The organism is Candidatus Bandiella numerosa, assembly GCF_029981845.1.
Taxonomy (GTDB): domain Bacteria; phylum Pseudomonadota; class Alphaproteobacteria; order Rickettsiales; family Midichloriaceae; genus Aquirickettsia; species Aquirickettsia numerosa.
This window is the reverse complement of record NZ_CP104164.1, coordinates 470,995-497,341: the sequence shown is the minus strand read 5'-3', so window position 1 is coordinate 497,341 and position 26,347 is coordinate 470,995. Positions and strand designations below refer to the sequence as shown.

The window sequence follows — 26,347 nt, the reverse complement described above, 5'->3', positions numbered from 1 at the left end:
AGTATCACAACATCTACACCTATAGTCGCTTCATTCCCGTAAAATTTGCCAGTAAGGTCAAGGGAAATAATGCTGTTTTTTAATAAAAGAAGATTGAAATAGTATTGTTACTTTTATAATTAAGTGGCGTGATATTTTGATAAATAAATGGCGAAGTTATGGACCAGTGTTGTTTCTCCCGCTCTTATCTCCAGATGTTTGATATTCCCATCCGCATCCCTAACAACCCCCCTCGCTGCTATGTATGGATTCTTCTTGGCAAACTCTTCCAATTGCTGCTGCGTTGGCTTATCTCCATATATCCTCCATACTGTATCCCCTTTCTTTACTGGCATCTTGCTCCACTTCTCTCCTTCCTTATTACCTCCTATCCTGCTTCCTCCTATTTTACTAGCATCATCTGCTATACATATTCCTGCCTTGCATTTGTAGCTATCTCCTACCTGCCCTTCAACCACTCCTCCCACATTATCTTGATTAAGTGCATCCCACACCATTCCTGGCTCTACCTTTCTTCCTTCTCCTACATACTCATATTGCCCTTGCTCACCTTTTGTTATTTCCTCTACCTCTCTTCTCATTCTTTCTTCTTGATTCCTTATCTCCCAATTTTTTATCTTTTTTTCTACCTGCTTTTCTTTGAAATACTCAACTCCCTTGCTTATTCCTTCTGCCAGTAATCCTCCCTTAAATGTTATCTTTCCATTTCTTAAGCTTTCTCCCATTATTGGGTCTACCAATTCTCCCCTTACCACCTGCATCGCCACTTCTCTTGTGTATATCCCCCTGATTGGGCCAAGGGATGCCTTAACTAACGTTTCCTTCAACCTTTCTTTATTTGTCTCCGCCTCCTTCCTCAATCCTGCTATATACTCACATTCTCCAATCACTCCCTTGCCGCTTTTTACTTCCACCTCTTGGTATCTATTGCAATTGTTGTAATCTATATCCATCCCCCCATTTATCAATAATCCTCCTCCTACTATCTCCGCCATTATCACCTGCGCATCACTCGGAAAATCTTGCATTAACTTCTCCTCCATCATTTGCTTTGTTGTTTTCTCTCTTCTTGTAACCCAGCAATAAATTCACAAAATTCCTTATTATCTTTTTCATTTTCCATAAACACTTTAAATGCTTCGCCTGCTGCTTTACGCATTGGCTCTAAGTAAGGAGAGGAGAGATATTCTTGATTGGTGGGTCTAGAATCACCCTGATGCTCGTTATAAACATCGGCTTTAAATTTGTAAAAAGTTTCTGCAAATTTATATAACACCTCTGCCTCTTCCTTTGTTTTTAAAGAATAACCAATATGTCCGTCTATTACTTCCTCACCTGTTATACATTCTTTTAAACATAAATCCTCAAACAGCTCTGCAGGAAATGAAAAATTCGCATCAAATCTTATATTTTTATTATCATTTTTTACATATTCCTCTTTATCTTTTTCTATCCACTCTCTCTCTTGATAAGAGCCATCCATAAGATCGAGTAATTCGAGAATTAAAATACCTCTAACTTGAGGCGATTCAACGTTTTTTATCCAATAATGAACATCTATTTCTTTCATTTTTTATTCCACTCCTTCCATTGTTTATATTCCTCCAAAGGTATATGTGCTTCTGGATTATATGTAGGCTTAGGAAATTCATCATTACCCTTAATCACATTGCCACTTCTTCCCAGCACATCATAATTACTAGTAATTTTAACATAATCCTGCCGCTGTGATTGCCATTTGGCATCAGGTTTTCCTTTCATAATTCTCACATTGTATTTTGCATTCATATTATCTTGAAAGCGTATTCCAATATTATCATCAGTATCAGCCAGTTTTTTAATTTTTAATTCTGCTGGTAATTTATCAAACACAGATTGTGGCACATCCCATTCTGCTTTCTTAAGTGCAGCAGAAATCTCTGCACTATTTCCTTTTTGTAATGCTGCAGTAATATCACTTTTTATCTTGTCTGTTAAAGTAAATTTCTTTACTGAGCCCAAACTAGTATCGCCAACTACATTATTCCCACCAGTATCAGTATGAGTTTTATGATGAGTTTCATCAGATTTGGTAAATACTTTTTTAACACCACCATCAAGTACTGTATAAGTCAATTTGGTTGTACTACCAACTATAGCTATATCACCTCCAAATTTCACTCCATCTATTAAGGTCTCTAATATAACTTTTTGTTTACTTGTAAGCCCCTTTTCCCAGCTTTTTAATCCTTCTTCCACCTTACCAGCTTTATCATTCATCCATTCCTTCACAATATCTGGAACTAAATAATCATTCACAGCATCTCTATATGCTTCCCATACTGGTTTTAAAGGATTTAAAATATAAGCTGTTGTATCAACTATTACTCCTGCTATTTTCCCAGTATTATCTACAAATAATTTTATTTCCCCACTTAAATTAGGATTATCTTTTTTGAATTTCTCTATCAAAAATCCACCTTTGTGCATTTGCACTCCAAACTTGCTTATCTCTGTGTTTCCGTGATTTTTATATTCGTTATACTTCTCATTTATATAATCATTTCCTCCTACATCTCCCTTCTCGATTCTTAAATCCTTCCTCACAGTTTTTGCGAATTCTTCGTAACTTAACGCTTCAATTTTATTTTCTTGCGTAGCTTTATAAGATGCAAGTTGCAATACTGAATTTGAACATATGCCCTCTACACATCTATACGCAGCATCTTGTGCTCCAAATATATTGCCATTTTTACTGTGAACATTAGGATCTAAGCATACATCTTGCACATCACCTGAGCTGTCTTTAATTCTATTAGTTGCAGGTGTATAACCTGCTTTATACGAGGTGGCTATATCTTTTGGCACGGATATCTCCTCTCCCGCTCTTATCTCCAGATGCTTGATATTACCATTCGCATCTCTAACAACCCCCCTCGCTGCTATGTATGGGTTCTTCTTGGCAAACTCTTCCAATTGCTGCTGCGTTGGCTTATCTCCATACATTCCCCATACTGTATCCCCTTTCTTTACTGGCATCTTGTTCCACTTCTCTCCTTCCTTATTACCTCCTATCTTGCTTCCTCCTACTTTACTAGCATCATCTGCTATACATATTCCTGCCTTGCATTTGTAGCTATCTCCTACCTGCCCTTCAACCACTCCTCCCACATTATCTTGATTAAGTGCATCCCTCACCATTCCTGGCTCTACCTTTCTTCCTTCTCCTACATACTCATATTGCCCTTGCTCACCTTTTGTTAATCCCTCTACCTCCATCCTCATTCTTTCTTCTTGATTCCTTATCTCCCAATTTTTTATCTTTTTTTCTACCTGCTTTTCTTTGAAATACTCAACTCCCTTGCTTATTCCTTCTGCCAGTAACCCTCCCTTAAATGTTACCTTGCCATTCCTTAAGCTTTCTCCTATTATTGGGTCTACCAATTCTCCTCTTACTACCTGCATCGCCACTTCTCTTGTGTATATCCCCCTGATTGGACCAAGTGATGCCTTAACTAACGCTTCCTTCAACCTTTCTTTATTTGATTCTGCCTCAGCCCTAAGTCCTGCTATATACTCACATTCTCCTACCACTCCTTTCCCACTCTTTTTCTCCACCTCTTTGTATCTATTGCAATTGTTGTAATCTATATCCATCCCCCCATTTATCAATAAGCCTCCTCCTGTTATTTCGGCCATGATCATTCCTGCATCCTTTGGAAAATCTTGCATCAACTTCTCTTCCATCATTTGCTTTTATTCTTTTTCATCTTCTTGTTCTTTATTTTCTTCAGGGGTTTTTGTATGGAGTAGAATTTGCTTTTTAAGAGATGCAATTAGTAAGTGCATTGCTTCTATGGGAGAAATTTTGCTATTATGATAAATACTGCATTCTTGCATATCTTCAGGATAATCAAATTCTGCATATAATTCTTGCAATATATTACATTGCTCTTCTTCAGAATATTTTGAATTAGCTAAATAGCATAAAGCTGCTAATTTTAATTTTTGGGTCTCGTCGTTTTTATCAAATTGGATTTCTTCACAAAGTTGTAAAATTTGATCTTTTACTTCATCATCACTATATGAAAGTGCATTTGCCAAGACAGCAACGTTATCACTATAAAAATCAGGAGAATTTAATAAATATACTGAGTAGTCTTCGATATCCTTTTTAGTTACCCATCTTTTCTCTAATGCTAATAAAATCGCATACCAAGAAATTATATTTAGTCTTTTTAATTCATTTATGATATTTACATGCATTTTATTCCCCTTTTTTAACTAATTGATTAGGATAACCTGTAATTTTACCATTGGGTATAAATCTTCTATGAGTAACCTGGTTATTATCTATTATCCACTCAAAAATACCATTTTTGCCATTATAGCTTCCTTCTAATTGTCTTAATTCAGACATTCTAGAGATTTTACCTCCTGAGGACTTTGAGGGTATCTGGAATTTAGATGCATCTCCGGCATAGTGATCTATTATATCGTTAAAGCTATGATGCAAATCCGATTTTTTAGCACTTCCTACCCTAGGTTTATCTAGTATAGGGTTATCATTTATAGAAGTTTTTTTAGTTTCACAAGTATTTACCTTCTTAGCGTCAGGATCAAAGTCCTTCATCTTTTTAGATGGTAGATCATCACCTTTACTAAATACTTTTTTAACCCAATCTTGGCTTGTTTCTAATACGGAAGTTTTTAATGAATCTTGTATTAGTAGTTTTCCTGCTGAATTTATAATTATCATACTTCCAGTGAAATCTGCCAATGTATCAATAAATCCCAGAGCTGTTTTTTGCTCTGGTGTCATATTATCAGCTATATCTTTTATATAATCTTTTAAATTTGTTGCAATTTTCCTATCATACTCTTTTACATTTTCTGGAAGCTTATCATATAGATAATCTATTGGTGCATTTAGCGGTCTCTTAACTAAATTCTCATATACAAGATTTACTGCTTTTCCAGACGTTGTTGCTGTGCCTTTTATCAATTCTGCTGTAGTTGGATTTTCCTTTTTAAATCCTTCTATCACACTTCCTATATTATGTAGCTCTGCTCCTACTGTACTTATCCCAATCTTCCCTATTTTTTGATATATCTCATATTCTGACCCTAAGTATGAGTCTATTGCTGGATCCTTATTTATATCATATCTTATATCTCCTCCCATTCCCATTGGGTCGCCATTCCCATACATCCTGCTCATTTCATAACTTTTTAAATGTCCCTCACTGATTATATTTCTTTTGAATGATTCAAAATCTTTATAATTTTTTTCTTCTGCTTCATTTGCATATCTTTTACTTAATTTATCTCCTAATACTCCGCACTGCCCAACATTTCCATCTTCATACACCACCTTCCCCTCTTTTGTTACATATACCTTAAATCCACTTTCCTCTCCTATGCCATATTTTCCAAATGGGTTATAACTTTCTTTATTCTCAGTAGTTCTACTCCCAGTAGATGTGTAACCTGCTTTATACGAGGTGGCTATATCTTTTGGCACGGATATCTCCTCTCCCGCTCTTATCTCCAGATGCTTGATATTACCATCCGCGTCTCTCACCACACCCCTCGCTGCTATGTATGGGTTTTGCTTTATGAATTCTTCCAACTCAGCACTAGTTGGTTTATTATTATACATTCCCCACACTGTGTGCCCTTTCTTCACTAATATTTTACTCCATTTTCCTTCCTTATTCCCTGCCGTCTTGCCATAGTCATCTCCATGGTCATCTGCTATACATATTCCTCCAGTGCATTTGTAGCTATCTCCTAATCCTCCTTCAACCACTCCTCCCACATTATCTTGATTAAGTGCATCCCTCACCATTCCTGGCTCTACCTTTCTTCCTTCTCCTACATACTCATATTGCCCTTGCTCACCTTTTGTTAATCCCTCTACCTCCATCCTCATTCTTTCTTCTTGATTCCTTATCTCCCAATTTTTTATCTTTTTTTCTACCTGCTTTTCTTTGAAATACTCAACTCCCTTGCTTATTCCTTCTGCCAGTAACCCTCCCTTAAATGTTACCTTGCCATTCCTTAAGCTTTCTCCCATTATTGGGTCTACCAATTCTCCCCTTACCACCTGCATCGCCACTTCTCTTGTGTATATCCCCCTGATTGGACCAAGTGATGCCTTAACTAACGCTTCCTTCAACCTTTCTTTATTTGATTCTGCCTCAGCCCTAAGTCCTGCTATATACTCACATTCTCCTACCACTCCTTTCCCACTCTTTTTCTCCACCTCTTTGTATCTATTGCAATTGTTGTAATCTATATCCATCCCCCCATTTATCAATAAGCCTCCTCCTGTTATTTCGGCCATGATCATTCCTGCATCCTTTGGAAAATCTTGCATCAACTTCTCTTCCATCATTTGCTTTGTTGCACTTACTTTATTTGCAAGTTTGATGATTGCACTCTTTAATTCAGCTTCTAACTCACCTGCTGCTTCCCTTGCTTTAGCATATCCAAGCCCTGCATTAGCTAAATTTGCAATTGCTCCTGGTATTGCTCCAAAGAATGATGATACTTTACCAACTACTCCTGATACTACCTGCCTCGCTGTTCCTTGTGATGCATAATGAGCAATTATATGCAGCGCTTCATCTATTATTTTTTTCATTTCTTTATCAGACGCTTGGCCCTTAAACTTATTATTAAATGTGTCATTTAACAATATCTTTGTTATTTCCTCGCTATAACCTGATAACACCGCTTTTATTGCATCTTCTATATCATTTTCTATGCTTCCATCATTCTTCTTCATGTATTGATTTGCTACATATCTTGAAGTTGCATCTACCGCTGCCATTATTGCTGACATTTCTATTGCTTTTTGAATCCCTTCTTTTAGGAATGCAGCTTTTTGAACTACATTTGCTCCCTTCTCTAATCCTTGGAATCCAGCTATATTTTTATTAGCCCATTCTACTCCCTTAATTGATTCTAATCCCTTTGCAATCCCTGCTGTTATTATTGCAACTGCTATCCCAATCCCCTTTGATTTTACAAATTGCTCTAAATCTATTGGTATTCCTTGATCTATGCTTATTCCTATTTGTACTAATTCTAATATACTCTGTGCTATTAATGATATCCCCATCACTCCCAAGAACCCTCCCGCTGGCAAAAATACTATCCCTATTGCTAGTGTTGCAATTGACAGTATCCCCGCTATTATTGTGTCAGTCCAATCCTTCTCTAATTCATATACCTCAATATCATACCCTAAAAACCCCAGTAAATTTAAATCCTGCGACAAGTCTTCAGTCATCGCTAAAAACTCAATCTTACTTGCTTTGCTAAATACATTATCTCGATCTTTTAGTCCTACTCTTCCCAGTGTACTTACTTTAATATCCTTCAGTCTTTGCTGATATTCTTCCTCTGTTATTTTACCTTCATTTAAATCTTTTTCTAATTTTTCTTTTTCCTGCTTAGCCTCTATTGGCTCTATAACCATCTCAAACCCTTCTTCTAAATCTTTCGCATCTATCTTCCCAAGTAACTCCTCAGCTCCATACATCCTACTTGGCCTTATCATCTCATCACCTTCAGCCTTAGCTATTATTTCCATTAAGCTTTCTAAATGCTTGCTGATTTTTTCATAGGATTTAAGTATGAATAAACATTGCTTTATTGTGTCTGACTCTTTCTCCACTACCTGCGATATTATCAACGCTCCACATTCATGCGATTGCTTTGGTATGATAAATGATTCTAAGCTATTTCTTGTAGTTGCTAAGTCAGTGTAAAAACTTTGTTTAACTCCTGCTGCTGCCTCAGCATGTGCGTAATCTGTTATCCCTTCTCCATCCCTTATCAATTTTGTGATGGCTAATATATTATATCCATTCCATGCAAATTTATAATCCAAATCTACCGCTCTTTCTGCAAAATCTGTTGCATAGTTTATCGTTCTTTGAGGTAATCCTAATACATAAAATAAAAATCCTGACTTTTCATTATTACCACAAGCTCCTACCTGATTCTTTTTATGCTCATAATCTTGCTTAACCTCCGCTGTATAATGTTGCGCTATATAGTGCCTGCTCTTTTGCACTAAATAACTCGGATTCTTCATCAATAATTCGTTCTCTTTGTACTCTTTAGTTTGTCTCGCTTTACAATCATTACCTACATACCTATCTTTGTTCGTATAACTTAAATCATTTCTAAATAACGCCAGTTGCTCATCTCTAAATTTATCAAACTCGCTATTTAACTTTGCTAAATTCTCTTTCTTATTCGATCCTTCCTCGCCAAATAATCCACCAGGCCCAAATGTACCAGCTTTCTTAAGCCATATGGCCCAGTTCTCTTTAAGCTGCTCTATCTCATATTTATGATTATATAATTCTCTATCTCTCTCCCATAGCTCAAATCTTTCCTTATGCCTCTTTTTTTCCAGATACTCCATTCTTTCTTTACTTATCTTCTCTTTGGATGGGGTAAATACATCAACTCTGGCGCAGTATTTCTCATATAATGCTCTTTCCTCCTCATCCCCTTTTATTGCATTGCAATATTTCCTATCTACCCTTCCTTTAATCTCCATTTCCTTTTCAATACACCCAATTTCTGCTGCAAAGTAGTGGATTAATTCACTATCCCTTTGATTAAAAGTCCTCGACTCCTTTGATAATGTATCTACTAAATGATGATATGCTTTCTCACTTATATTTTTAATATATTCTGATACCTCACTTTTTTCTATGCTAGCTAAATATGATGTGCTATCTGGCTTGTAACATTTTATATGTATTAAATCTTCATCTGCGCCAGCTTTCTCTGCATATACATAATATGTAACCATTTTTTCCAAATATTCATTCCCTCTAATTATTTCATATCCTATAGGTGAATTAGCTATCGCTATTAAATTCACAAATTTATCAAATAACTCATCCTGCCTCTTCATCTGCTTTATTGTACCTTCTTTTGATGCCTCTAACCTCTTACTCTCCTTTCCATCTCTATCTTCCCCAAGCTCTTCTATATCCATTCCCCAGCTAGGATTTTGTATAATTAAACCAGAACTGCCATAATCCCCATTCCTTGCACCTCTTCCAAATGCTTGCTCCTCCACTCTTACGCTATCTGGATAATAACTAAGTATTACGTGTAATCCGCCATTCTTATTTACTTCTCGCTCTATTTTTAAATCTGTACCCCTTCCCGCTAAGTTAGTTGCAACTATTATATCTCCTGCCGCCACCCTAACTTCTCCAGATATTAATTTTTTAGTTATACTATCGCCAAAATATCCACTATCAGAGTATCTAATAACTCTACCTTTGTAACCTTTCTCTTCTTTAATTTCTTTATAAATCCTATCTACATCATGAATAGTTTTACTTATTATTAATACTCCCCTCTTGCTATATTCCGCCTTCCTTATTGCTTGATTGCTAACCTCATCTAACCAATCTTTTGTATTATCTACTATTGTTGGCTTAAACTTCTCCAAATTCTTCTTTATGTAATTTGGCATTAATTTTGTATCTACCTTATATACTTCTTTTAAATATTCATGATGCTCTTCTTTGCCTAGAGTCCCAGTCATTCCGTATATATTTCCTTCATACTTTAAAAAATACCCCACATATGACCTAAACACATTTGTTAAACTTTCTGCCTTTACATTAAGACCATGTTTTAATTCAACATATTGATGAAGCCCATCTGACCATGTAAGTGATAATTGTACAACTCCTGTATTCAAATAATCTACCGGCGTTATTTTATTTTGCTTACCCTCAGGATTCGATATTTTGTATTGCACTCCCAACTTATATGCATTTGCCATTATTATTGAGTCCGCCAGTTGTCCACTATGCTCACTCATAAACTCATTTAAATGCCTTGGTATGTTTACTAACCTGTTTTCTGATCCCTCCTTTAAATTAAGTAATCTATTGGCAATATAATCAGCAGTATTTTCCTTCATATACTTTGTAAACACCTCTTCATCTCCTATTTCTTTTCTCCCTACTATGTAATAGTAATCTCCGTTCTTTTCATCGTATTTAATATTCGCCTCTCTATATTCTTTAATTTTATATTTAATTATAGCTTCTAATTCTTCTTTATTCCCCAAGAGCACTTTATTGCCTTCTTTTTCCTCATAGTAATTACCAAATTCATCAACTATTAGATCGGCAATATATAAATCTCTTATTCCATCTAGATACTTATTCAAATCCTCTTCCTTTCCTATTAATTCTTCTACTCCTTTTAAATACCACTTACCTCCATCTTCTTCATGGAGCAGTAAATTAACCTTATATCCTATCCATGAATATGTTTTTAATCCTTTCAAATAATGGAAACCTGGCAATCCTGCTGATAACTGTACTTTCATATTGGTATTATCTACAAACATGTTATCTACTTCATCAACTATTACTACATCATACCCCCTCCCATGCTTCACATTTTTTGATATATCTCTTAAATCATCGCCTATAAAATGTAATAAATCCCCATATACCACATTAGATTTATAACAATCTTTTGCTCCCTCCACACTCAATATGTTATGGGAAGACGTAATACCTAGTATCTCATAAAACCCTCTTTGCTCCTTTTCATTTTCTTCTGCTAACACCTTTGAACTTGTTATTATATCTACATCCCTCTTCATAGCCACATTAAGAGCTGCAAACATTGCTATTATTATCGTTTTCCCCTCTCCTGTTGATACTTGTATTAATCTTCCCCCATCTCCTTTATACAAATTAAGTAAGCTTATTACTTGTGCATCTCTTACTTTATACTTCTCCCCAAGCACTGTTAAATGCATTGCTTTTTTTAACCACACCACCACCTCTGCTATACTATCCTCATTTATTTCCATGCCTTTGAATTGTGATAGCTTGACTTTATGATGTGCTGATATTGCAGATTCTATGTTATTTGGATGATATGGCTGCTGATATAATAATACGTTTTTAAGTTGCTCACTTTCATACTCACTTAATTTCAAACTTAAATTCTCTTTAAAAACCCTACCCTTGTAATCCAATCCCTTTAAAAATACCTTTTCATCTATACCGTATAAATACCACTTATCTCCCAGTAAATTATCTGCAATCTCTCTATCATAACTAAACTCAATCCCCCTATCTAACTTCTCTTCTATCTCACTTATCTTAAGTAACTTTTCTCTTACATAATTGCCTAACTTATAATTCTTATTTTCTTCTTCTATCTCCTTAATGATTTGCTCTGCTTTCTTTGGGTAGTATATATTGTTATCCTTAAGTAACCTTAATGCATAGTCACCTAATTTACCTTTTTCTCCCGATACTAAGATATCTACCGCATTATTTCCTTCTCTATCTATTAAATCTGTATTTAGATCATACTCATATACCAATTCAATTCCTCTTATTAAATCTTCCTGCCATCCTGCGTCCTTAATACCCTTAATTGCATCTAACAGCTTTTTTATCTCTTCTTCATTCCATCCAAGCTTTACGTAAAGATATTTGATCTCCCCAACTACTCTTCCTTCATTAATTCTTAGCTTTATAAAATCTATATTTGCTTTATTTACCGCTTCTTTAATCTCATTACCTAAATCTTCACTTATTACTTTTTTAGGTCTATCAGCTCCACTACTTTCTACTATATTTGCTTCTACTCCACTTAACTCCTTAACAAATTTATCAATGACTTTTTTTAACTTCTCACTTCCGCTCTTTGCTATATTATTTAATTCACTTATTAATTCTTTTTTTATAGCGCCGTCAAATATAGCCTCTTCTTGCTTATACGCTCTACTTATTAAATATATTCCATTAAATACTTGCTTCTCTTCTCCTGCTTTTATTAATTTGCTAGCTCCACTTACTATATCAGCTAATGCCTTTTTGCCGATACTAGTTTCATTCTCTATAATAACTTCTATTATCTCTCCATACTGAAGCGCTTCTTTGCTGAATTTATTTATAACTATAGTTAATAAATCTATACTTATTCTTCCTACCTTCTCATATAGTAAAGATATATACTTCATTATTTGCCTATATATCTCTTCTTTTAATTCCTCATCAGATACCAAAACACCTTCTAGAGCTTTATTGATTAAAGTAGGCACATTAAATACCACCTCCCTTTCCAGAATACTCTTACTTAATAACTTTCCAAATTCTGGTAATACTTCTATTGATGGAACATAATCATAATTTGCACAAGCATTGCCAAAGGCTTTTAATAATGAATGATTGATATCATCATAAGGTAACAGTGATGTATATTTATCAAACACTCTATTATCAACTGGCTTATGTCCATTGACATCATTAATAAATTGATGAATAGCTCTACTTCTTGTAGATTTATCAAAATCCTCTTTATTTAGTAAATCTACTAGAAAATCAGCGTGCGTTATATTTGTTGAAAACTGCGTCAGGTAGTCCGTTAGTACTTTTGTTGATGTGGTGCATAAATTACTTATACATTGTATTTTATTATATTTGGTATTTAAATACCCTTTAATTTTCTCAACAGATTCTTCCTCTAAATCAAGAGATGATTTTGTAGCAAATGCATCAATTATATAGCTCTGTATGTCTATATTATCAATTTGAAGTATACTTTCTAAACACTTGGAATTTGATGCGAGTAATTCTTCTAATCTCTTTTCAAAAACTTCATTATGTCCCCTTATAATATAAGGCAAAACTGTTTCTTCTAAGAATGTTTGGCTTATTGGCTTTAACCAATCATCTTCACTTAAATTGGGATCACAACTAATTGGATTAACAGCGCATAAACTATCCTCATTATAGATTAAGTATATAGATAATAAGTCTTCTAGTGCCATATTTTTATTAATGACTGTTATAACTCTTGATGATGATCTATAATCTCTGTCTGCATCACTCCATCCCTAACTTCATCAGAGCTACTATCTTTTTCAACTTCAATTTTAACATCTTCAGTATTGTCTATCAGTTCAGTATCTAATTTTATATTCTTTGTGTATCTTTGTATTTCAGCTATAAAACTTAACTGCTCCTTTGATTCAGTTATTATTTCTTCCTTTACTGCATTAAATTGTGATAAAATTTTTGAACCTTCGTTTAGATTGTATTCTCCGTTAAATTTCTTAAATTTTTCTAACGTTGTAACTATATTAATATCCTTCTCACGTGCACTCTTTAAATATTGTTCTAAATCCTCTAGCTTTTTATCCTTTAATAGCTGTACTAGTTTAGGATTAACAATCTCTCTTTCATGTCCAGCATTCGCTATTATATCTTTTGCTTCTGCAATTAACTTCTCTGCCAGTTCCTCAGCTTTAATTTTAGCTTCTCTTTCCAATTTTTCAGCCTCAGCTTTATCCGAGGCTTCCTTAGCGATTCTGTCAGCCTCAGCTTTTGCTTTAGCAGCAACTTCTTGTTCTAATTTTAGCCTCTCAGCTTCAACCTTGTCTGCAATTTCCTTAGCAAGCCTGTCAGCCTCAGCTTTATCCGCTGCTGCTTTTGCCTCTTTCCTCAATTCCTCTGCCTTAGCTTTAGTTTCTTCCTCTTTTTTTATATAGTTATCTAAAAATATTTTTGCACTCACTCCAATCCCTATGGCTTTTTCTACATCTTTTAACTCTTTTTCTATCTCATTGTTTCTTTCTTTTCTCAATTCGTCATATTTATTTTTTTTACTTTCTAATTTTTCTTTATATTTCTCTAAACACCCAAAACTTAACTCTGGTGATGAGCGCCAACAACTATTATTACTTCCTTCAGTTATTGCACTTCTATATTCACTCACCGCTTTCTCGTACTCTTCCTTTGCTTTATTAAATTTTATATTTATTATTTCTTTACTGTGTCCCATTGATTTATCAAATAAGTTAATTTTTTTATAATTTTTCCCTTATAACACTCATCTAAAATACCTTGAAGTATTTCAATGGATATATTTCTTTCCCACCTATTATTCCTAATGTATATTTTTTCATTTTTTTTACCTAAAAATTATTATTCACAATCGCCAAGCTCAACACATAAATCAGCATAATATAACTCATCTTGCGTGTGACTCTGTGACTCGCTGTAAATTTTGTGACTCATGACAATTTTTTCCACATGTTCTGGCGATAATTGCTCAGCATGTGAACATATAGTGTTGACCGCCTTTTCGATGATATCAGAATTATATTTTTGCTTCAATTTATCATAATCTATTGCTGCTAGTATCTTATTATTTACCTCATTAACTGCAAGGTAATGTGGGTTTTTTACAATTTCTTGTTCTAGATTATCCTTCATGTTTTTTAATCTTTCCTCTTCTTTTATTAGTAATTCCCTTGTCTTAGGATCTTTGAATAACCTATCACATTCTTTTTTTTCATCTGTCTGTAACTCTCCCGCTCTCATTAATATTTCCTGACAGTTATATATTTGCGTTATTTCCATTTTTAGCTCCTATCAATATTTATTATTTTCAGGCATATATTTCTTTCCCCCCCCTATGATTCCTAATGTATATTTATTCATATTTTACCCCTTTTTATTGATAATTATTATTCGCAAATTCCATGCACAATACATGAATAAGCATAATGTAACTTATCAGGCGTGTGAATATTTGATTCATCACAAATTTTATGACTCTCAGCAAGTTTTTCTACATCTTCATGCATTAATTGCTCAGCATGTGAACATATAGTATTGACCGCCTTTTCGATGATATCAGAATTATATTTTTGCTTCAATTTATCATAATCTATTGCTGCTAGTATCTTATTATTTGCCTCATTAACTGCAAGGTAATGTGGGTTTTTTACAATTTCTTGTTCTAGATTATCCTTCATGTTTTTTAATCTTTCCTCTTCTTTTATTAGTAATTCCCTTGTCTTAGGATCTTTGAATAACCTATCACATTCTTTTTCTTTTTCTGTCTGTAACTCTCCCACTCTCATTAATATTTCCTGGCAGCCATATATTTGCGTTATTTCCATTTTTATCTCCTATTTTATTGAATTAATTGCCATGTTCTATATTTTGAATTTTATCATTATTGCTACTAACACTATTTGACTGTGCAACACCTAAATCCGCTCTTAAATAAAAATCTTCCGCATTTGCAACACCATAAATACAAGAGGCTGTTAACAATATCGAAATGCTATAATATAATTTATTCATTGAATTACCCCTTTTTAATTACATTCGTTATACAGTATACAGTCAATTGATTTTTCGAAATTATCAACTTCAAGTTCTGTTGCCTTTTCTATTTGTTTATAACTGTCTAACACTTTATCCAAATTACCACTCATATCTACAGGATTCTGAGCTACTGTTTTGGTAAATGCATAAATTGTTTCTATGCTAACATCCTTTAATTTGTCAGCATCCATACTTTTAAGGGCATTTATATTCTTAGTATTAAGAGTTGTGCTATCCTTCATATCTTCTAATACTTCTTGCATATGATCAATGGGAACAATCCAATGTGAATTTTTTACAATTTCTTGTTCTAGATTATCCTTCATGTTTTTTAATCTTTCCTCTTCTTTTATTAGTAATTCCCTTGTCTTAGGATCTTTGAATAACTTATCACATTCTTTTTTTTCATCTGTCTGTAACTCTCCCGCTCTCATTAATATTTCCTGGCAGTTATATATTTGCATTATTTCCATTTTTATCTCCTATTTTATTGAATTAATTTTTGGTGTTAATAATATTATCAATCTGCCTTCACTCTCTTTTGGTGCTGCATGCATAGCTCCATTACTCCCTGCCATATGCACTGATCCATATTGTTCTTTTGTTGCTACTTTTTCTTGATGTCTAAATAATTGGTTGATTTTATCATTTGTTTTGCAACCTTCCAAACCGTGCCCATAATAATATGGAGCTTCTTTGGCTACTTTAATAAATCTTTCTCTCTGTTCTTCACCAATAGCCTGATATACTGTTCCTTCTCCCTTTAATACCATGATAAATCGTTTTTCTTTCACATTGTTAGAGTTTCCTAATATTTCTTCTTCACTTTTATCTAAATGCCAATACAGACAATCTTCTTCACTTTGATAACTTTCCCTACTTCTTATTCTTAGTTCATATTCTTCTGCTTCCGACTCTCCCATAACAACACTCACCAATCTAGTGATTAAATTAGATAATCCAGCTATTTCAAATATATTAACCCCTTGCATTTTTATAAGTGCTAAACTTACCTCCTGCTTTAATTCTTTTAATTTATTAATATTTGTATTGATCGTTATGTCGTTAAACTCTTCTATCCCAACATTAGATAACAACTCCCGCTCTTCTTCAGAAAATCCTAAATTATAAAATGCAAATGCCTCTCCTGATTCAATTTGATTTATTGCTTTTGCAATTTCTATATTCCTAACTTCATCACTTAATATACATTGATCAAAATTAACAATCTCACTTTTTGATTCATATATCTTTCCAAGTGAAATATAAGTCTCATCTACTAAACAATATTCAATATCATTTATATAAAAATCTAACACTATAATTACCTATTTCAACCTTCTTATACAACCCTAAAATAAATAATTATTAAATCAACTTATTTCTTATTGTTCTTTTTAATACTCATACTAAGAATAATGCAAATTAACCAGACAAAGGTTATAACGAAAGAGATAGTATTGGTTGCTAGAGAATGCCTTGTAATAGGTAATCAATAAACATGTCATTTATTTATCAAAATATCACGCCACTTAATTATAAAAGTAACAATAGTATAAAAGAAATATATCTATTATCAATTCCGAAGATGAAAGAATTAATACTTGAGGTAGATAAAGATCCTATTGACCAATACGCTAAGCAATTAGATTAGTAATAATGTATCAGGTAATATACACTTTGTTGACTCAAAAGATACCAAGAAACTAGAAAGATCTAATTAAAAAAATAAACGTTTAAATAATCAATTAAGTTACAAAATTTTTTAAATATTACGTTTTTAGGTAAAAGTGCTTGAATTTAAGCTTTTTCTATATTTTGTATTAGAAACAACCTTGCCTCGGGATGTTTAATATAATTTGGCATAAAAATAAATTTTTCTATAAAATATCCGATAAGATTTAATGCTGAAATTATATCTTGCTTGCAAATTTTTACATTATTATCAACAAAAAATTTTGGTAGTATGAATAATCTATCCTTATATTTTGCACCAACATCTTCAGTAACAACATTACCCGTTTTTGGTGAAATATATTTTAGATTATCTACAGAATTAGTTACTGCACATTTTGACCAATCCAATGCATAACCAGAGCAATTTAATAATCTAGCTTCAAAATTAATATATGCCTTATAATTTTCGTTAAGATTATCGCTAGCGCAGATAGTATGTAATAAATTTTTTGTTTCAATGAAAGTTGTTTTATTTACATCGCCATCCTTTAAAGCGACTTTTATCATTGATAATGTTGAATTTAATATCGATATCTTGCTACTTTCAAACATAATTTCCGAAAAAATTGAATGCAAAAGCTCAATCTTTAAATACCCTAACTGTTCATTGAGTCTACCTCTCCAGTTAAATAAAACTATATTTCCTGGTATATTTTCATTCTTCTTTTTATTTATCCTCATTAAACCTGAAATAATACCATTATTCTCTGAAAAACATTTTACAATTAAAAATTTTTCCTGGAATGGTTTTGCAGAAATTATTATTCCTATATCATCAACTTCTATCATAAAAAATTAATACCTTGTTGTTTTGACTTTATAAGACATTTTTTGAGCCGAACTTAGTAGCAAAGTTTCAGTTGTAAATTTATCGTAATATTTCTGCACACCATTAACTAATAATCCATCAGTAACCCCAGTTGCAGCAAAAATAACATCCTTTTTTACTAAATCTTCTATCTCATAAATTTTATTTATGTCAGTAATTCCCATTGCTTTAGCTCTAAGCATCTGTTGATTATTTTTAAATACCAATCTTCCTTGCATTCTACCTCCAACACATCTTAATGCTGAGGCCGCTAAAACGCCTTCAGGAGCGCCACCTGTTCCAATATATATATCAACATCACTGTCAGGAATAGCTGCAGCTATAACAGCGGAAATATCACCGTCACCAATTAACCTAATTTTAGCCCCAACTGTTCTAATTTCGTCAATTATGCTTTTGTGTCTCTCCCTATCTAGAATCATTATTATTATTTCGCTAGGATCACACTTTTTATATTTTGCTAAATTCAGTATATTTTCTTTGGCACCAAGATTGATATCAACAATGTTTTTGGGGTATTTTGAACTTACTGCTATTTTTTGCATATATAAATCTGGTGCATACAAAAAAGAGTTTTCAGAACTTATTGCAATAACTGCCATCGAGCCATAATCTGCCCTTGCGCATATAGTAGTACCTTCAAGAGGATCGACTGCAATATCAATACTTTCTCCACCTTTACCCAATTCTTCTCCAATATATAACATTGGGGCCTTATCCCTTTCGCCTTCACCTATTGCAACTTTACCATTCATCGGCAATTTATTTAGCTCCTGTCTCATAACGTCAACCGCCACTTTATCTGCAGAAACATTATCACCTTTACCGATCCAATCATAACATGCAATTGCAGTTAATTCTGTAACATTCTGGATACTGTGCAGCCAGCTATTATTCATATTTATCTATGAAAAATTAAAAATTATGCTAACATATTCATCAATATATGGTAAAAAATGACCAAGCGCAAAGTATATCAAATAGCAATATGAAAAAAAATAAAATATCTGCGTCAATTCTAGCTGCTAATTTTGCAATTCTCAGGGAGGAAATAAAAAATATTTCTGACTCTGGAGCAGATTCAATTCATTTAGATATAATGGATGGTCATTTTGTGCCTAATATAAGTTTTGGAACTGGTATTGTTAAAACTATAAAAAAAGAAAGTAGAATTCCAATAAAAACTCACTTGATGATTTGTAATCCAGAAAAATATGTCGATGAATTTATTGAAGCTGGAAGTGATACGATAATTTTTCATCAAGAAGCAGTAATTCACTGTGATCGGTTGATTGATTATATTAAAAACAAAGGGGTGAAGGTTGGTGTGTCTATTATTCCTTCTACCCCAGAATCTGTATTACAATATATACATAAGAAGCTTGATGAGATACTTATAATGACAGTTAATCCAGGCTTTGGAGGTCAAAAATTTTTAAACTGCCAATTAAAAAAAATTCACAATGTCAATTTGATGACTAATAATGCATCGAATATTGATATAGGCGTTGATGGTGGGATCAACCCAGATACGTTGAAAGAATGTACCAAAAATGGTGCAAATCTTGCAATTGCAGGAAATTATATATTTTCTGGGAACGATTATAAATTGAAAGTTAGTGAGCTTAGGAAAAGTTTTGAAAATTAGTTAAAAAAAAGAGTTTGATTTAGACTGGATTAAATTTTAAGATGTAGATGTTTAGTGTATAAATTTGTAGCTATTCAGGATTCAGATATATCTGATTTTTCAGTAGAGTTTTTACAAGGATCTTTAGAAACGATAGGTGAGAATTTAGCTTATGGATTTTTCACTATTAATGACTTTATTAAAGTTTTCATGGCAAGAATAGAAAAATAAATGCAGAAATTAATAAAATATCTGGAAAGCTTGGAAGATGAAAGAAAAGAATTTATTCTTAAATTTCATAAAGATCACTTACCTTTAATGCTAGAGGCTAAGGGCTCTATGTGTAATCATCAAGCTTGGAAAGGCGGTTATTTAGACCATATACAGGAATGCTTCAATATTGCAGAAAGTATTTATGGCGCATTATGTAAAATACATTCACTTCCATTTAAATTAAGCGAATGTTTTGTTGTTTTATATTTTCATGATATAGAAAAAATCTGGAAGTATACCATAAATGAAATTATAGATAAAAAGCTTTACTATAAAACTATATTACAGGAAAACTATAGTATAATTTTTTCTGAACAAGAGCAAAATGCTCTAAAGTACATACATGGTGAAAACGAATATTACTCAAGTAAGAAGCGTGTTATGAACGAATTGGCAGCATTTTGCCATTCAGTAGACACCATATCATCTCGCATTTGGCATGGGGAGGGAGCCCAAAGATAGTAATCTAGCTGCCGAAGTAATAAACCCTTATCCTCTTTTTTGTCTACTCTCCTCTGCGTAAGGTGAGTTAGTAATGATGTTTGTAGCTCTTTATAATTATTGTAATTGCCCAATTTAAATTCAATGAAAATAATTTGAATTAGGGTTGCGATGGTCAGTTTAATTCACTCTTCACTATTTGAGCTTTTTTTACAATTGCAGTTACTCAAATAAACGTATTGATCATCAATTTTGGGCAAAGAAATAGAAGTGTTTTTTGAAAAAATCCACCCTCCGAAAAGTACTTTATCAGCATTTTTAATTTCAATAAAAGCAAAACTTAATGGATTTAATATATCTTTAGAATCTTTTTTACACTCTCTTAGTGCAATAATGGTTTCTTCATTAAATTTATATTCTTCATTCACCACTATTGTTACATAGCTATTTTTACCAGTATTATAATTCAACAATCTAATTTTTGCAGAGTCACATCGTTCTAATTTCCCTTCAATTATAGGCTGATTTATTATATCAATTTCACCGTTATTTGATTTATAAATATCTTCTTCAAGAACGCTAAATGGTGAATCTAATTTTTCTTGTTGGTCAGTTGCTTCAATAGCTATGGAGCTAAATAGAAAAACTAAAACTATGCAAAATACTACTTTAACCGATTGAATTTTTTGTGCCAGAATCATTAAATATATAATTTTGTTCGTCTGAATTTTGCTCATCTGATTTATTATTACCTAAAAAACCGTTATCGTCCATTTGACTAGAACTATTAGAATTGTTACTGTCTTTAAGACCAAACATAAATTTACTTATCATTCCTTCTAGGTTTATAGAAGACTGAGTAAACTCAATCGTGTCCTCATCTGCTAATACTTTCTCTTCAGTACCAGGTGTAATTGATATATATTTGTCGCCTAAGATGTTTGAACTTACTATTTGAGCAGAACTGTCTTCAGGTAATTTTATCTTTTTATCGACGAGAAATTTAACCTGAGCTGAGTACGTATCATAATCTAAAATTTGCGATATGACTTTTCCAATTACCACCCCACTAATTTTAACTTCACTGCCAACTTTGATACCGTCTGCATTGTCAAAATTAGCATTTATCACATATTGATTATGCTTATCTAATTTTTGCTCTGATGTTTGATAGACAAAATAACTAAAAATTACAGCTATAAAGATAACTAAAAAACCAACTATAATTTCAAAAACGTTTTTCATAAAAACTACATTGCTAATTTATAAATTATTTAGGTACCCATGTGACATAGTCACCAGTTGATTTGGGCTTTGCTTTGTTTTTTGATAAAAAATGACCCTGAGGGAAATAAGAGAATTTAGAGCCAGTTAGATTTAGGTTTCTGCGTTTCATCCATTCATGTTTTATACACTTATCACTTGAAGGAGCTTCATTTTCTTGATGATGCAACCAACCATACCACTCGGCGTCCACTTTGGTAGGTTCAGGAATTCCATTATACGATACCCAGCGCATATATCTTCCAAAATACCTAGATAACTTTTTTGACTCATAAAACATATTACCAAATTCATCCTCACCTACTTTTTTGCCGAAAAATCTACTAAAAATTTTATTTGCTAATTCCATTGATTGCGCTTAATCATAAATATAAGGATGATTGTAGGTGAAAAATTTTTTCTTTCAATAGTAAAGTTCATAAATATAGTTTAAGCAATTAATTCTTCAATTCTAATTAATTCATTGTATTTGCAAACCCTATCGGTTCTTGAAATTGAACCTGTTTTAATAAATGGGCTATTTGTTGCAACTGCAATATGTGCAATTGTAGTATCTTCGGTTTCTCCTGATCTATGCGATATAATATGGAGAAAATTATTGTTTTTCGCAAGTTCAATACTTTGTAATGTTTCTGTCAATGTTCCAATTTGATTCATTTTAATTAATATTGAATTAGCTAATTTATTATCAATTCCTTCTTGTAATTTAGCAGGATTTGTTACAAATAAATCATCTCCCACAATATTAATTTTCCCCCCTAATTTCTCATTTAATAGCTTCCATCCTTCTATATCTTTTTCGAAAAATGGATCTTCAATTGAAATAATCGGGTAACTACTGCACAAATTTTCATAAAATTTCAACAATTCAAAATTTGTAAATATGGAATTTTCCCCACGAAAATGATATTTACCATCCTTATAAAGTTCATTGGCAGCTATATCTAAAGCTAAGCATACTTCCTCTCCAAGTTTGTAGCCAGCTAGTTCTATGGACTGAGAAATAATGTCTAATGCTTGATTCGTGGTTTTAATATCTGGAGCAAAACCACCTTCATCGCCAGTGTTAACTCTAAAAGAATTGTTTTTTAAAATTTTTTTTAGTGAGTGAAAGATTTCGCAGGCAATTTTTAAATTTTCGCTGATACTTGTGTGTTTTATTGGCACTATCATAAACTCTTGAATATCCAATCCATTATCAGCATGTGCCCCCCCATTAATGATGTTTAACATTGGTTTTGGTAGAGAAAAGTATTTATTGCTATTTATAGTTTGAAATAGTTGCTTATTTTCAAAATTAGCTCTTGCTTTTGCAAATGCTATTGAGATTGATAAAATAGTATTAGCTCCAAGTTTGGATTTATTAATTGTCCCATCTAGCTCAATTAAGAAATTATCTAAAGCCTCTTGTGAATTAAAGTGCATATTCAGCAATTTGCTTTTTATCTCATTATTAATCTTACTAACGGCATCTAAAACACCTTTGCCATTATAATTTGGAGATTTATCTCTTAATTCTATTGCTTCATAAATACCTTTAGATGCTCCGCTAGGAACTGCTGCTCGCCCAATAAAATTATTATTTACAACTAAATCTGTTTCAACAGTGGGATCGCCTCTACTATCAAAAATTTGCCTGGACTTTATATGGGTTATTTTCACCAATCTTCTCAACCATAAATTATGAGGCCGAGGCCAGAATCGAACTGGCTCATAGCGGATTTGCAATCCGCTGCATTACCACTTTGCTACTCGGCCAGAGCAAGGAATAGCCTATTCCAAATACTCGTTTTGGTCAAGAATAAACATGATTTATGAATTATAAATTATCTAATTCTTTTATAAGCGTATCTAATTCACTTGTAAGAGAAGAGTTGTTCAATAAACCATCCTTTATCAATTTATCAATTCCTTCATAAAAAGATGTACATTTGTCCTCTATATTGCTACAGATTTTTGAACTTTTAATGATAGATTCTATTTTTGCATCGTCTAAAATATTGTCAAATTTATGTACTTCTTCTAATATTCCGTTTTCTTGAGTGACAACTATGTTCCAAAAATTACCTTTAAGGAATCTGTTTGCATTAATATTCATATTTTCACCAGAAGACATACTTATATCTAAAAGATTGGTAGGACTGATTTTATCCTTTATAGCTTCTGTTTTTAAATAATCCGTGATGTTTAAATTATCAAAACCTATGTTAACAACTAAAAGTGAGTGGTCAGTTAAATTTTGGGTTTTGGTAATATATGACAAACTTTCCCCTAAAGAAGATTTAGATATAAAAGAGTGATCAAAATAACCTTGATTCGTTAATTTATGTGCTGGGAAATGTAATTTGTCAGCTACACAAGATTTAATAACCTCTGATAATGACATATCTTTATTAACTGTAGATGAAAAATAGTGTGTTTCTAATTTGTGTGAATTTTTAGCAGATAGTAAAAGTAGCGGAATTTTACTTTCTCCCATGTTGATTTTTGAAAAGTCCTTCAACAAATCGTCTAAATGATCTAAAGTATAAAATTTTATTTTGTCAGAATTTGCATATTTTTTATATGCGTTTTTAAAAAAATTTATTACTTTATTATAGAAATGATTTATTTCTTTTGGTTCATAGGAGGATATAAATGCATTCTTAAAAGCATTTTCAACAATTTTATATGTTTCTTTTGGATCGTATCCATGTGAAATTAAGGCTGTAGGAAATGATGCTGTTGAAGAAGAAGCTATTTGATCAAAATGCTTTATCACTCCCGTGCCAGAATGTTGATTTAATTTTTCGTCAATTATTCTAATAATTTTTGTTGCAATTAAGGCTTGAGTAGGACCTCTTCCATCTACTGCTAAAATGTTGTACATAATATGAATTTCCTAAAAATTATCTATTATTAAATACGTTACCACACAATTCACAGTTGCATCAAGCTAAAGTTATACTTACATTTTCTTTGATTTCTGAAAAAGTTATCTCGTTTAAGATTTTTCCATTTCTAAACACTGAAATTAAGGAATTACTGTCATCCATAATTAAATTACAAGTATTAGTATAGAAACTATTGTCTTTTTTAATGAGCGCTAATCTACCGTATTTAGAATGTTTTTTTGGCTCTGTTATAGGAGATTTGCAAACGCCCTCCCAATCGCTATTTTGTTTTTTAATTGCAGATAATTTCATTGCGAATTGTTGAGTATCTCTATTGATTTTTTGTAAAAGAGAAGCGCCCATGCCAAATGAAACATTTTCTGCACTTATGTTCTTAGATTTTAATTCCTCAAGGATTTCTTGTATTTTTTCCAGTGAAATTCTATCACCATGTAAAACACGAATAAATTTATTTAAGACTTTGTATCCTTTTTGATTAACTTCATATCCAAAGTTTTTCATTAAAATTTCGATAGTTTTTAATACAATTTCTATTGGATCTCCACTATCTGAACGTATAATTAATGTGTTGTGAGAATTAGAAATGCACTCTTTAAATTTCCCCCCCCAAATGTTATTAATAGTGTTCCAATAATCATAAGAATCACTTACGATGGCATATGCAGGATAATCTACAAATTCATTAATTATATTGTGATAGGCATCAATTTCACAATCTTTTCCCCAGGAAATTATTGTTGAATGCTCAGCTGCAGGGATGGTTTTATATTTTTCTAAATCTGCATCATAATAGCGCTTGATATATTGGAGTGCGGACATTGTGCTAGTTGAGTAAAAATTAACTAGATGTGATGCCCCTCCAATTGCTGAGGATTCATAAGAACTAACTCCCCTTGCCCCAAAATCGGCAAGCATATAATCTAACCTATCTAAATCATCCGCTGTTTCTAAAAGGTACTTTTTTATCATTTTTTTACATTCATAAGATAATGTTGCTACTGTACTAGGATACCAGATTGCTCTTAAAAGTGCTGTTTCTAAGTATGTTGGTAGCCAATAACATCTAGGATCCGTGTTTGTGATTTGCAAAAGCACATTTTTATTCGGTACAATTGTTCCCTCTGGCACAGCTTCTATAGTAACCGGTAAAAAGCCACTATGTTCATAAACTATATATTCCCAATCAGCTCTATTAAATGGCAATCCATGTGATTGGATTACTTTTTCTGCTTCGTCAATATGTTTTTTTGTTATCCTTTTACAGAGATATTTTTTGAGAAATATTTGTAATCCAAAAAATAAAGTACTATCAAATTTACCACCTCTAGATTCAATATAACACGATAAGTATTCCGTATTTTTAGGATATTGCAAGTAATGAGAAGTTTTATAAGAATCCGTATCGAGTATTATGTTATGCATGTTGTACTTTATAAAGATTTAGCAAATCTTGGTAATCCTTTGTATCCATAAAATCAAGCATAAATTTTAGTACTTCTTTAGGCATTAGCTTTTGAAGTATAGCTTCAATTTTACATTTATCGTCAGTAAAGAATATATTCCTTATATAGGTTGCGTCTATTTGTGCAAAATTTTGCATTTCTAAGTACTTCCATTTTTTAAATAACTTAAGATAATAACAAGAATCATCTTTTGTATGACCTATTAGAGCTACTTTATTTTCTGAAGTAGTTTTAATTATTTTTTGAACTTTTTTCTCAACATTTTTCACCCACTCAATATCATTTCCATAATCCTCTAGGGGTTCAATATAAATTCTATCTTGAAATGATTTAGACAAACTATCGAATATAAATTTTTTTCTTTCATCATAGATAAAAGGGTTTTTTAATGTTCTGGTTTGATTGCTAGAACCGCACATAATTATGATATTGTTTGAAATTTTTAAACCCCCCATCATAACGTTCATATGACCATTATGAAAAGGTTGAAATCTACCAATATAGACTGAATAATTATATGTCATATGGAGTTTTTATAGGGAATAATAAATTTTTTCAATAAGTTTGTTCAATTACAAGTTAAAATTTAAATTGATTAAGTGCAACAGACT

At 32.4% G+C, this 26,347-nt stretch carries 24 protein-coding genes and 1 tRNA gene; 4 read left to right on the top strand and 21 right to left on the bottom strand.

What is annotated here, in order from left to right; all coding sequences use genetic code 11:
* Positions 1–119: 119 nt before the first annotated feature.
* The 11 genes from N3Z17_RS02440 to N3Z17_RS02390 form a co-directional block, all read right to left on the bottom strand.
* On the bottom strand, positions 120–1,046 hold the full coding sequence (locus N3Z17_RS02440) for a hypothetical protein (RefSeq protein ID WP_282472424.1): 927 nt from the start codon (positions 1,044–1,046) through the stop codon (positions 120–122).
* A complete protein-coding gene (locus N3Z17_RS02435) occupies positions 1,043–1,570 on the bottom strand; it encodes a hypothetical protein (RefSeq protein WP_282472423.1) in 528 nt (175 codons plus the stop codon). The genes N3Z17_RS02440 and N3Z17_RS02435 overlap by 4 nt, the downstream gene beginning before the upstream one ends.
* On the bottom strand, positions 1,567–3,729 hold the full coding sequence (locus N3Z17_RS02430) for a hypothetical protein (protein WP_282472422.1): 2,163 nt from the start codon (positions 3,727–3,729) through the stop codon (positions 1,567–1,569). The genes N3Z17_RS02435 and N3Z17_RS02430 overlap by 4 nt, the downstream gene beginning before the upstream one ends.
* A 6-nt stretch (positions 3,730–3,735) precedes the next feature.
* The gene (locus N3Z17_RS02425) at positions 3,736–4,245 is read right to left on the bottom strand and encodes a DUF2247 family protein (RefSeq protein ID WP_282472421.1); all 510 of its coding nucleotides are present in this window, start codon (positions 4,243–4,245) and stop codon (positions 3,736–3,738) included.
* A gap of 1 nt (position 4,246) precedes the next feature.
* On the bottom strand, positions 4,247–12,838 hold the full coding sequence (locus tag N3Z17_RS02420; RefSeq protein WP_282472420.1) for a hypothetical protein: 8,592 nt from the start codon (positions 12,836–12,838) through the stop codon (positions 4,247–4,249).
* Positions 12,839–12,855: 17 nt separating this feature from the next.
* The gene (locus N3Z17_RS02415) at positions 12,856–13,851 is read right to left on the bottom strand and encodes a hypothetical protein (protein ID WP_282472419.1); all 996 of its coding nucleotides are present in this window, start codon (positions 13,849–13,851) and stop codon (positions 12,856–12,858) included.
* Between the two features lie 143 nt (positions 13,852–13,994).
* Positions 13,995–14,432 carry a hypothetical protein gene (locus tag N3Z17_RS02410; protein WP_282472418.1) on the bottom strand — a complete coding sequence of 146 codons (438 nt, stop codon included), beginning with the start codon at positions 14,430–14,432 and terminating at the stop codon, positions 13,995–13,997.
* A gap of 107 nt (positions 14,433–14,539) precedes the next feature.
* Positions 14,540–14,977 carry a hypothetical protein gene (locus N3Z17_RS02405; RefSeq protein WP_282472417.1) on the bottom strand — a complete coding sequence of 146 codons (438 nt, stop codon included), beginning with the start codon at positions 14,975–14,977 and terminating at the stop codon, positions 14,540–14,542.
* Between the two features lie 22 nt (positions 14,978–14,999).
* A complete protein-coding gene (locus tag N3Z17_RS02400; RefSeq protein WP_282472416.1) occupies positions 15,000–15,164 on the bottom strand; it encodes a hypothetical protein in 165 nt (54 codons plus the stop codon).
* Positions 15,165–15,178: 14 nt separating this feature from the next.
* Entirely contained in the window at positions 15,179–15,661 is a 483-nt protein-coding gene (locus N3Z17_RS02395) for a hypothetical protein (protein ID WP_282472415.1), read from the bottom strand.
* A gap of 9 nt (positions 15,662–15,670) precedes the next feature.
* Positions 15,671–16,507 carry a hypothetical protein gene (locus N3Z17_RS02390; RefSeq protein ID WP_282472414.1) on the bottom strand — a complete coding sequence of 279 codons (837 nt, stop codon included), beginning with the start codon at positions 16,505–16,507 and terminating at the stop codon, positions 15,671–15,673.
* A gap of 182 nt (positions 16,508–16,689) precedes the next feature.
* On the opposite strand from N3Z17_RS02390, the gene N3Z17_RS02385 reads away from it, so the two are divergent.
* Positions 16,690–16,842: a hypothetical protein gene (locus tag N3Z17_RS02385; RefSeq protein WP_282472413.1), complete on the top strand. Its 153-nt coding sequence runs from the start codon at positions 16,690–16,692 to the stop codon at positions 16,840–16,842.
* A gap of 146 nt (positions 16,843–16,988) precedes the next feature.
* Here N3Z17_RS02385 and recO read toward each other — a convergent pair whose 3' ends face one another.
* Positions 16,989–17,714 (bottom strand): DNA repair protein RecO, encoded by a 726-nt coding sequence (gene recO / locus N3Z17_RS02380; RefSeq protein WP_282472412.1) that lies wholly within the window; start codon positions 17,712–17,714, stop codon positions 16,989–16,991.
* Between the two features lie 6 nt (positions 17,715–17,720).
* The gene (glpX, locus tag N3Z17_RS02375; protein WP_282472411.1) at positions 17,721–18,653 is read right to left on the bottom strand and encodes a class II fructose-bisphosphatase; all 933 of its coding nucleotides are present in this window, start codon (positions 18,651–18,653) and stop codon (positions 17,721–17,723) included.
* Between the two features lie 89 nt (positions 18,654–18,742).
* On the opposite strand from glpX, the gene rpe reads away from it, so the two are divergent.
* From rpe to N3Z17_RS02360, 3 genes are read left to right on the top strand one after another with little or no spacing between them, the layout of a single operon-like run.
* On the top strand, positions 18,743–19,402 hold the full coding sequence (gene rpe / locus N3Z17_RS02370; protein ID WP_282472410.1) for a ribulose-phosphate 3-epimerase: 660 nt from the start codon (positions 18,743–18,745) through the stop codon (positions 19,400–19,402).
* A 54-nt stretch (positions 19,403–19,456) separates the two neighbouring features.
* Positions 19,457–19,612 carry a hypothetical protein gene (locus N3Z17_RS02365; RefSeq protein WP_282472409.1) on the top strand — a complete coding sequence of 52 codons (156 nt, stop codon included), beginning with the start codon at positions 19,457–19,459 and terminating at the stop codon, positions 19,610–19,612.
* Positions 19,613–20,116, top strand: coding sequence for a hypothetical protein (locus tag N3Z17_RS02360; RefSeq protein ID WP_282472408.1), 504 nt, complete (start codon positions 19,613–19,615; stop codon positions 20,114–20,116).
* A gap of 164 nt (positions 20,117–20,280) precedes the next feature.
* Here N3Z17_RS02360 and N3Z17_RS02355 read toward each other — a convergent pair whose 3' ends face one another.
* The 8 genes from N3Z17_RS02355 to N3Z17_RS02320 all read right to left on the bottom strand — a co-directional run bounded on the left by N3Z17_RS02355 (position 20,281) and on the right by N3Z17_RS02320 (position 26,260).
* Complete coding sequence (locus N3Z17_RS02355; RefSeq protein ID WP_282472407.1) at positions 20,281–20,796, bottom strand: DUF2155 domain-containing protein; 516 nt, start codon at positions 20,794–20,796, stop codon at positions 20,281–20,283.
* Positions 20,765–21,340, bottom strand: coding sequence for an outer membrane lipid asymmetry maintenance protein MlaD (gene mlaD / locus N3Z17_RS02350; protein WP_282472406.1), 576 nt, complete (start codon positions 21,338–21,340; stop codon positions 20,765–20,767). The genes N3Z17_RS02355 and mlaD overlap by 32 nt, the downstream gene beginning before the upstream one ends.
* A 25-nt stretch (positions 21,341–21,365) precedes the next feature.
* Positions 21,366–21,728, bottom strand: a complete 363-nt coding sequence (locus N3Z17_RS02345) for an NADH-ubiquinone oxidoreductase subunit NDUFA12 family protein (protein ID WP_282472405.1) — start codon at positions 21,726–21,728, stop codon at positions 21,366–21,368.
* An 80-nt stretch (positions 21,729–21,808) separates the two neighbouring features.
* Positions 21,809–23,044 (bottom strand): phosphopyruvate hydratase, encoded by a 1,236-nt coding sequence (gene eno, locus N3Z17_RS02340; RefSeq protein ID WP_282472404.1) that lies wholly within the window; start codon positions 23,042–23,044, stop codon positions 21,809–21,811.
* 21 nt (positions 23,045–23,065) lie between these two features.
* Positions 23,066–23,137 (bottom strand) — tRNA-Cys (locus N3Z17_RS02335).
* Positions 23,138–23,198: 61 nt separating this feature from the next.
* On the bottom strand, positions 23,199–24,248 hold the full coding sequence (locus tag N3Z17_RS02330) for a patatin-like phospholipase domain-containing protein (RefSeq protein ID WP_282472403.1): 1,050 nt from the start codon (positions 24,246–24,248) through the stop codon (positions 23,199–23,201).
* Between the two features lie 61 nt (positions 24,249–24,309).
* Entirely contained in the window at positions 24,310–25,695 is a 1,386-nt protein-coding gene (locus tag N3Z17_RS02325) for a nicotinate phosphoribosyltransferase (protein WP_282472402.1), read from the bottom strand.
* Complete coding sequence (locus tag N3Z17_RS02320) at positions 25,688–26,260, bottom strand: adenylyltransferase/cytidyltransferase family protein (RefSeq protein WP_282472401.1); 573 nt, start codon at positions 26,258–26,260, stop codon at positions 25,688–25,690. Before N3Z17_RS02320 ends, N3Z17_RS02325 begins: the two co-directional genes overlap by 8 nt.
* Positions 26,261–26,347: the final 87 nt, after the last annotated feature.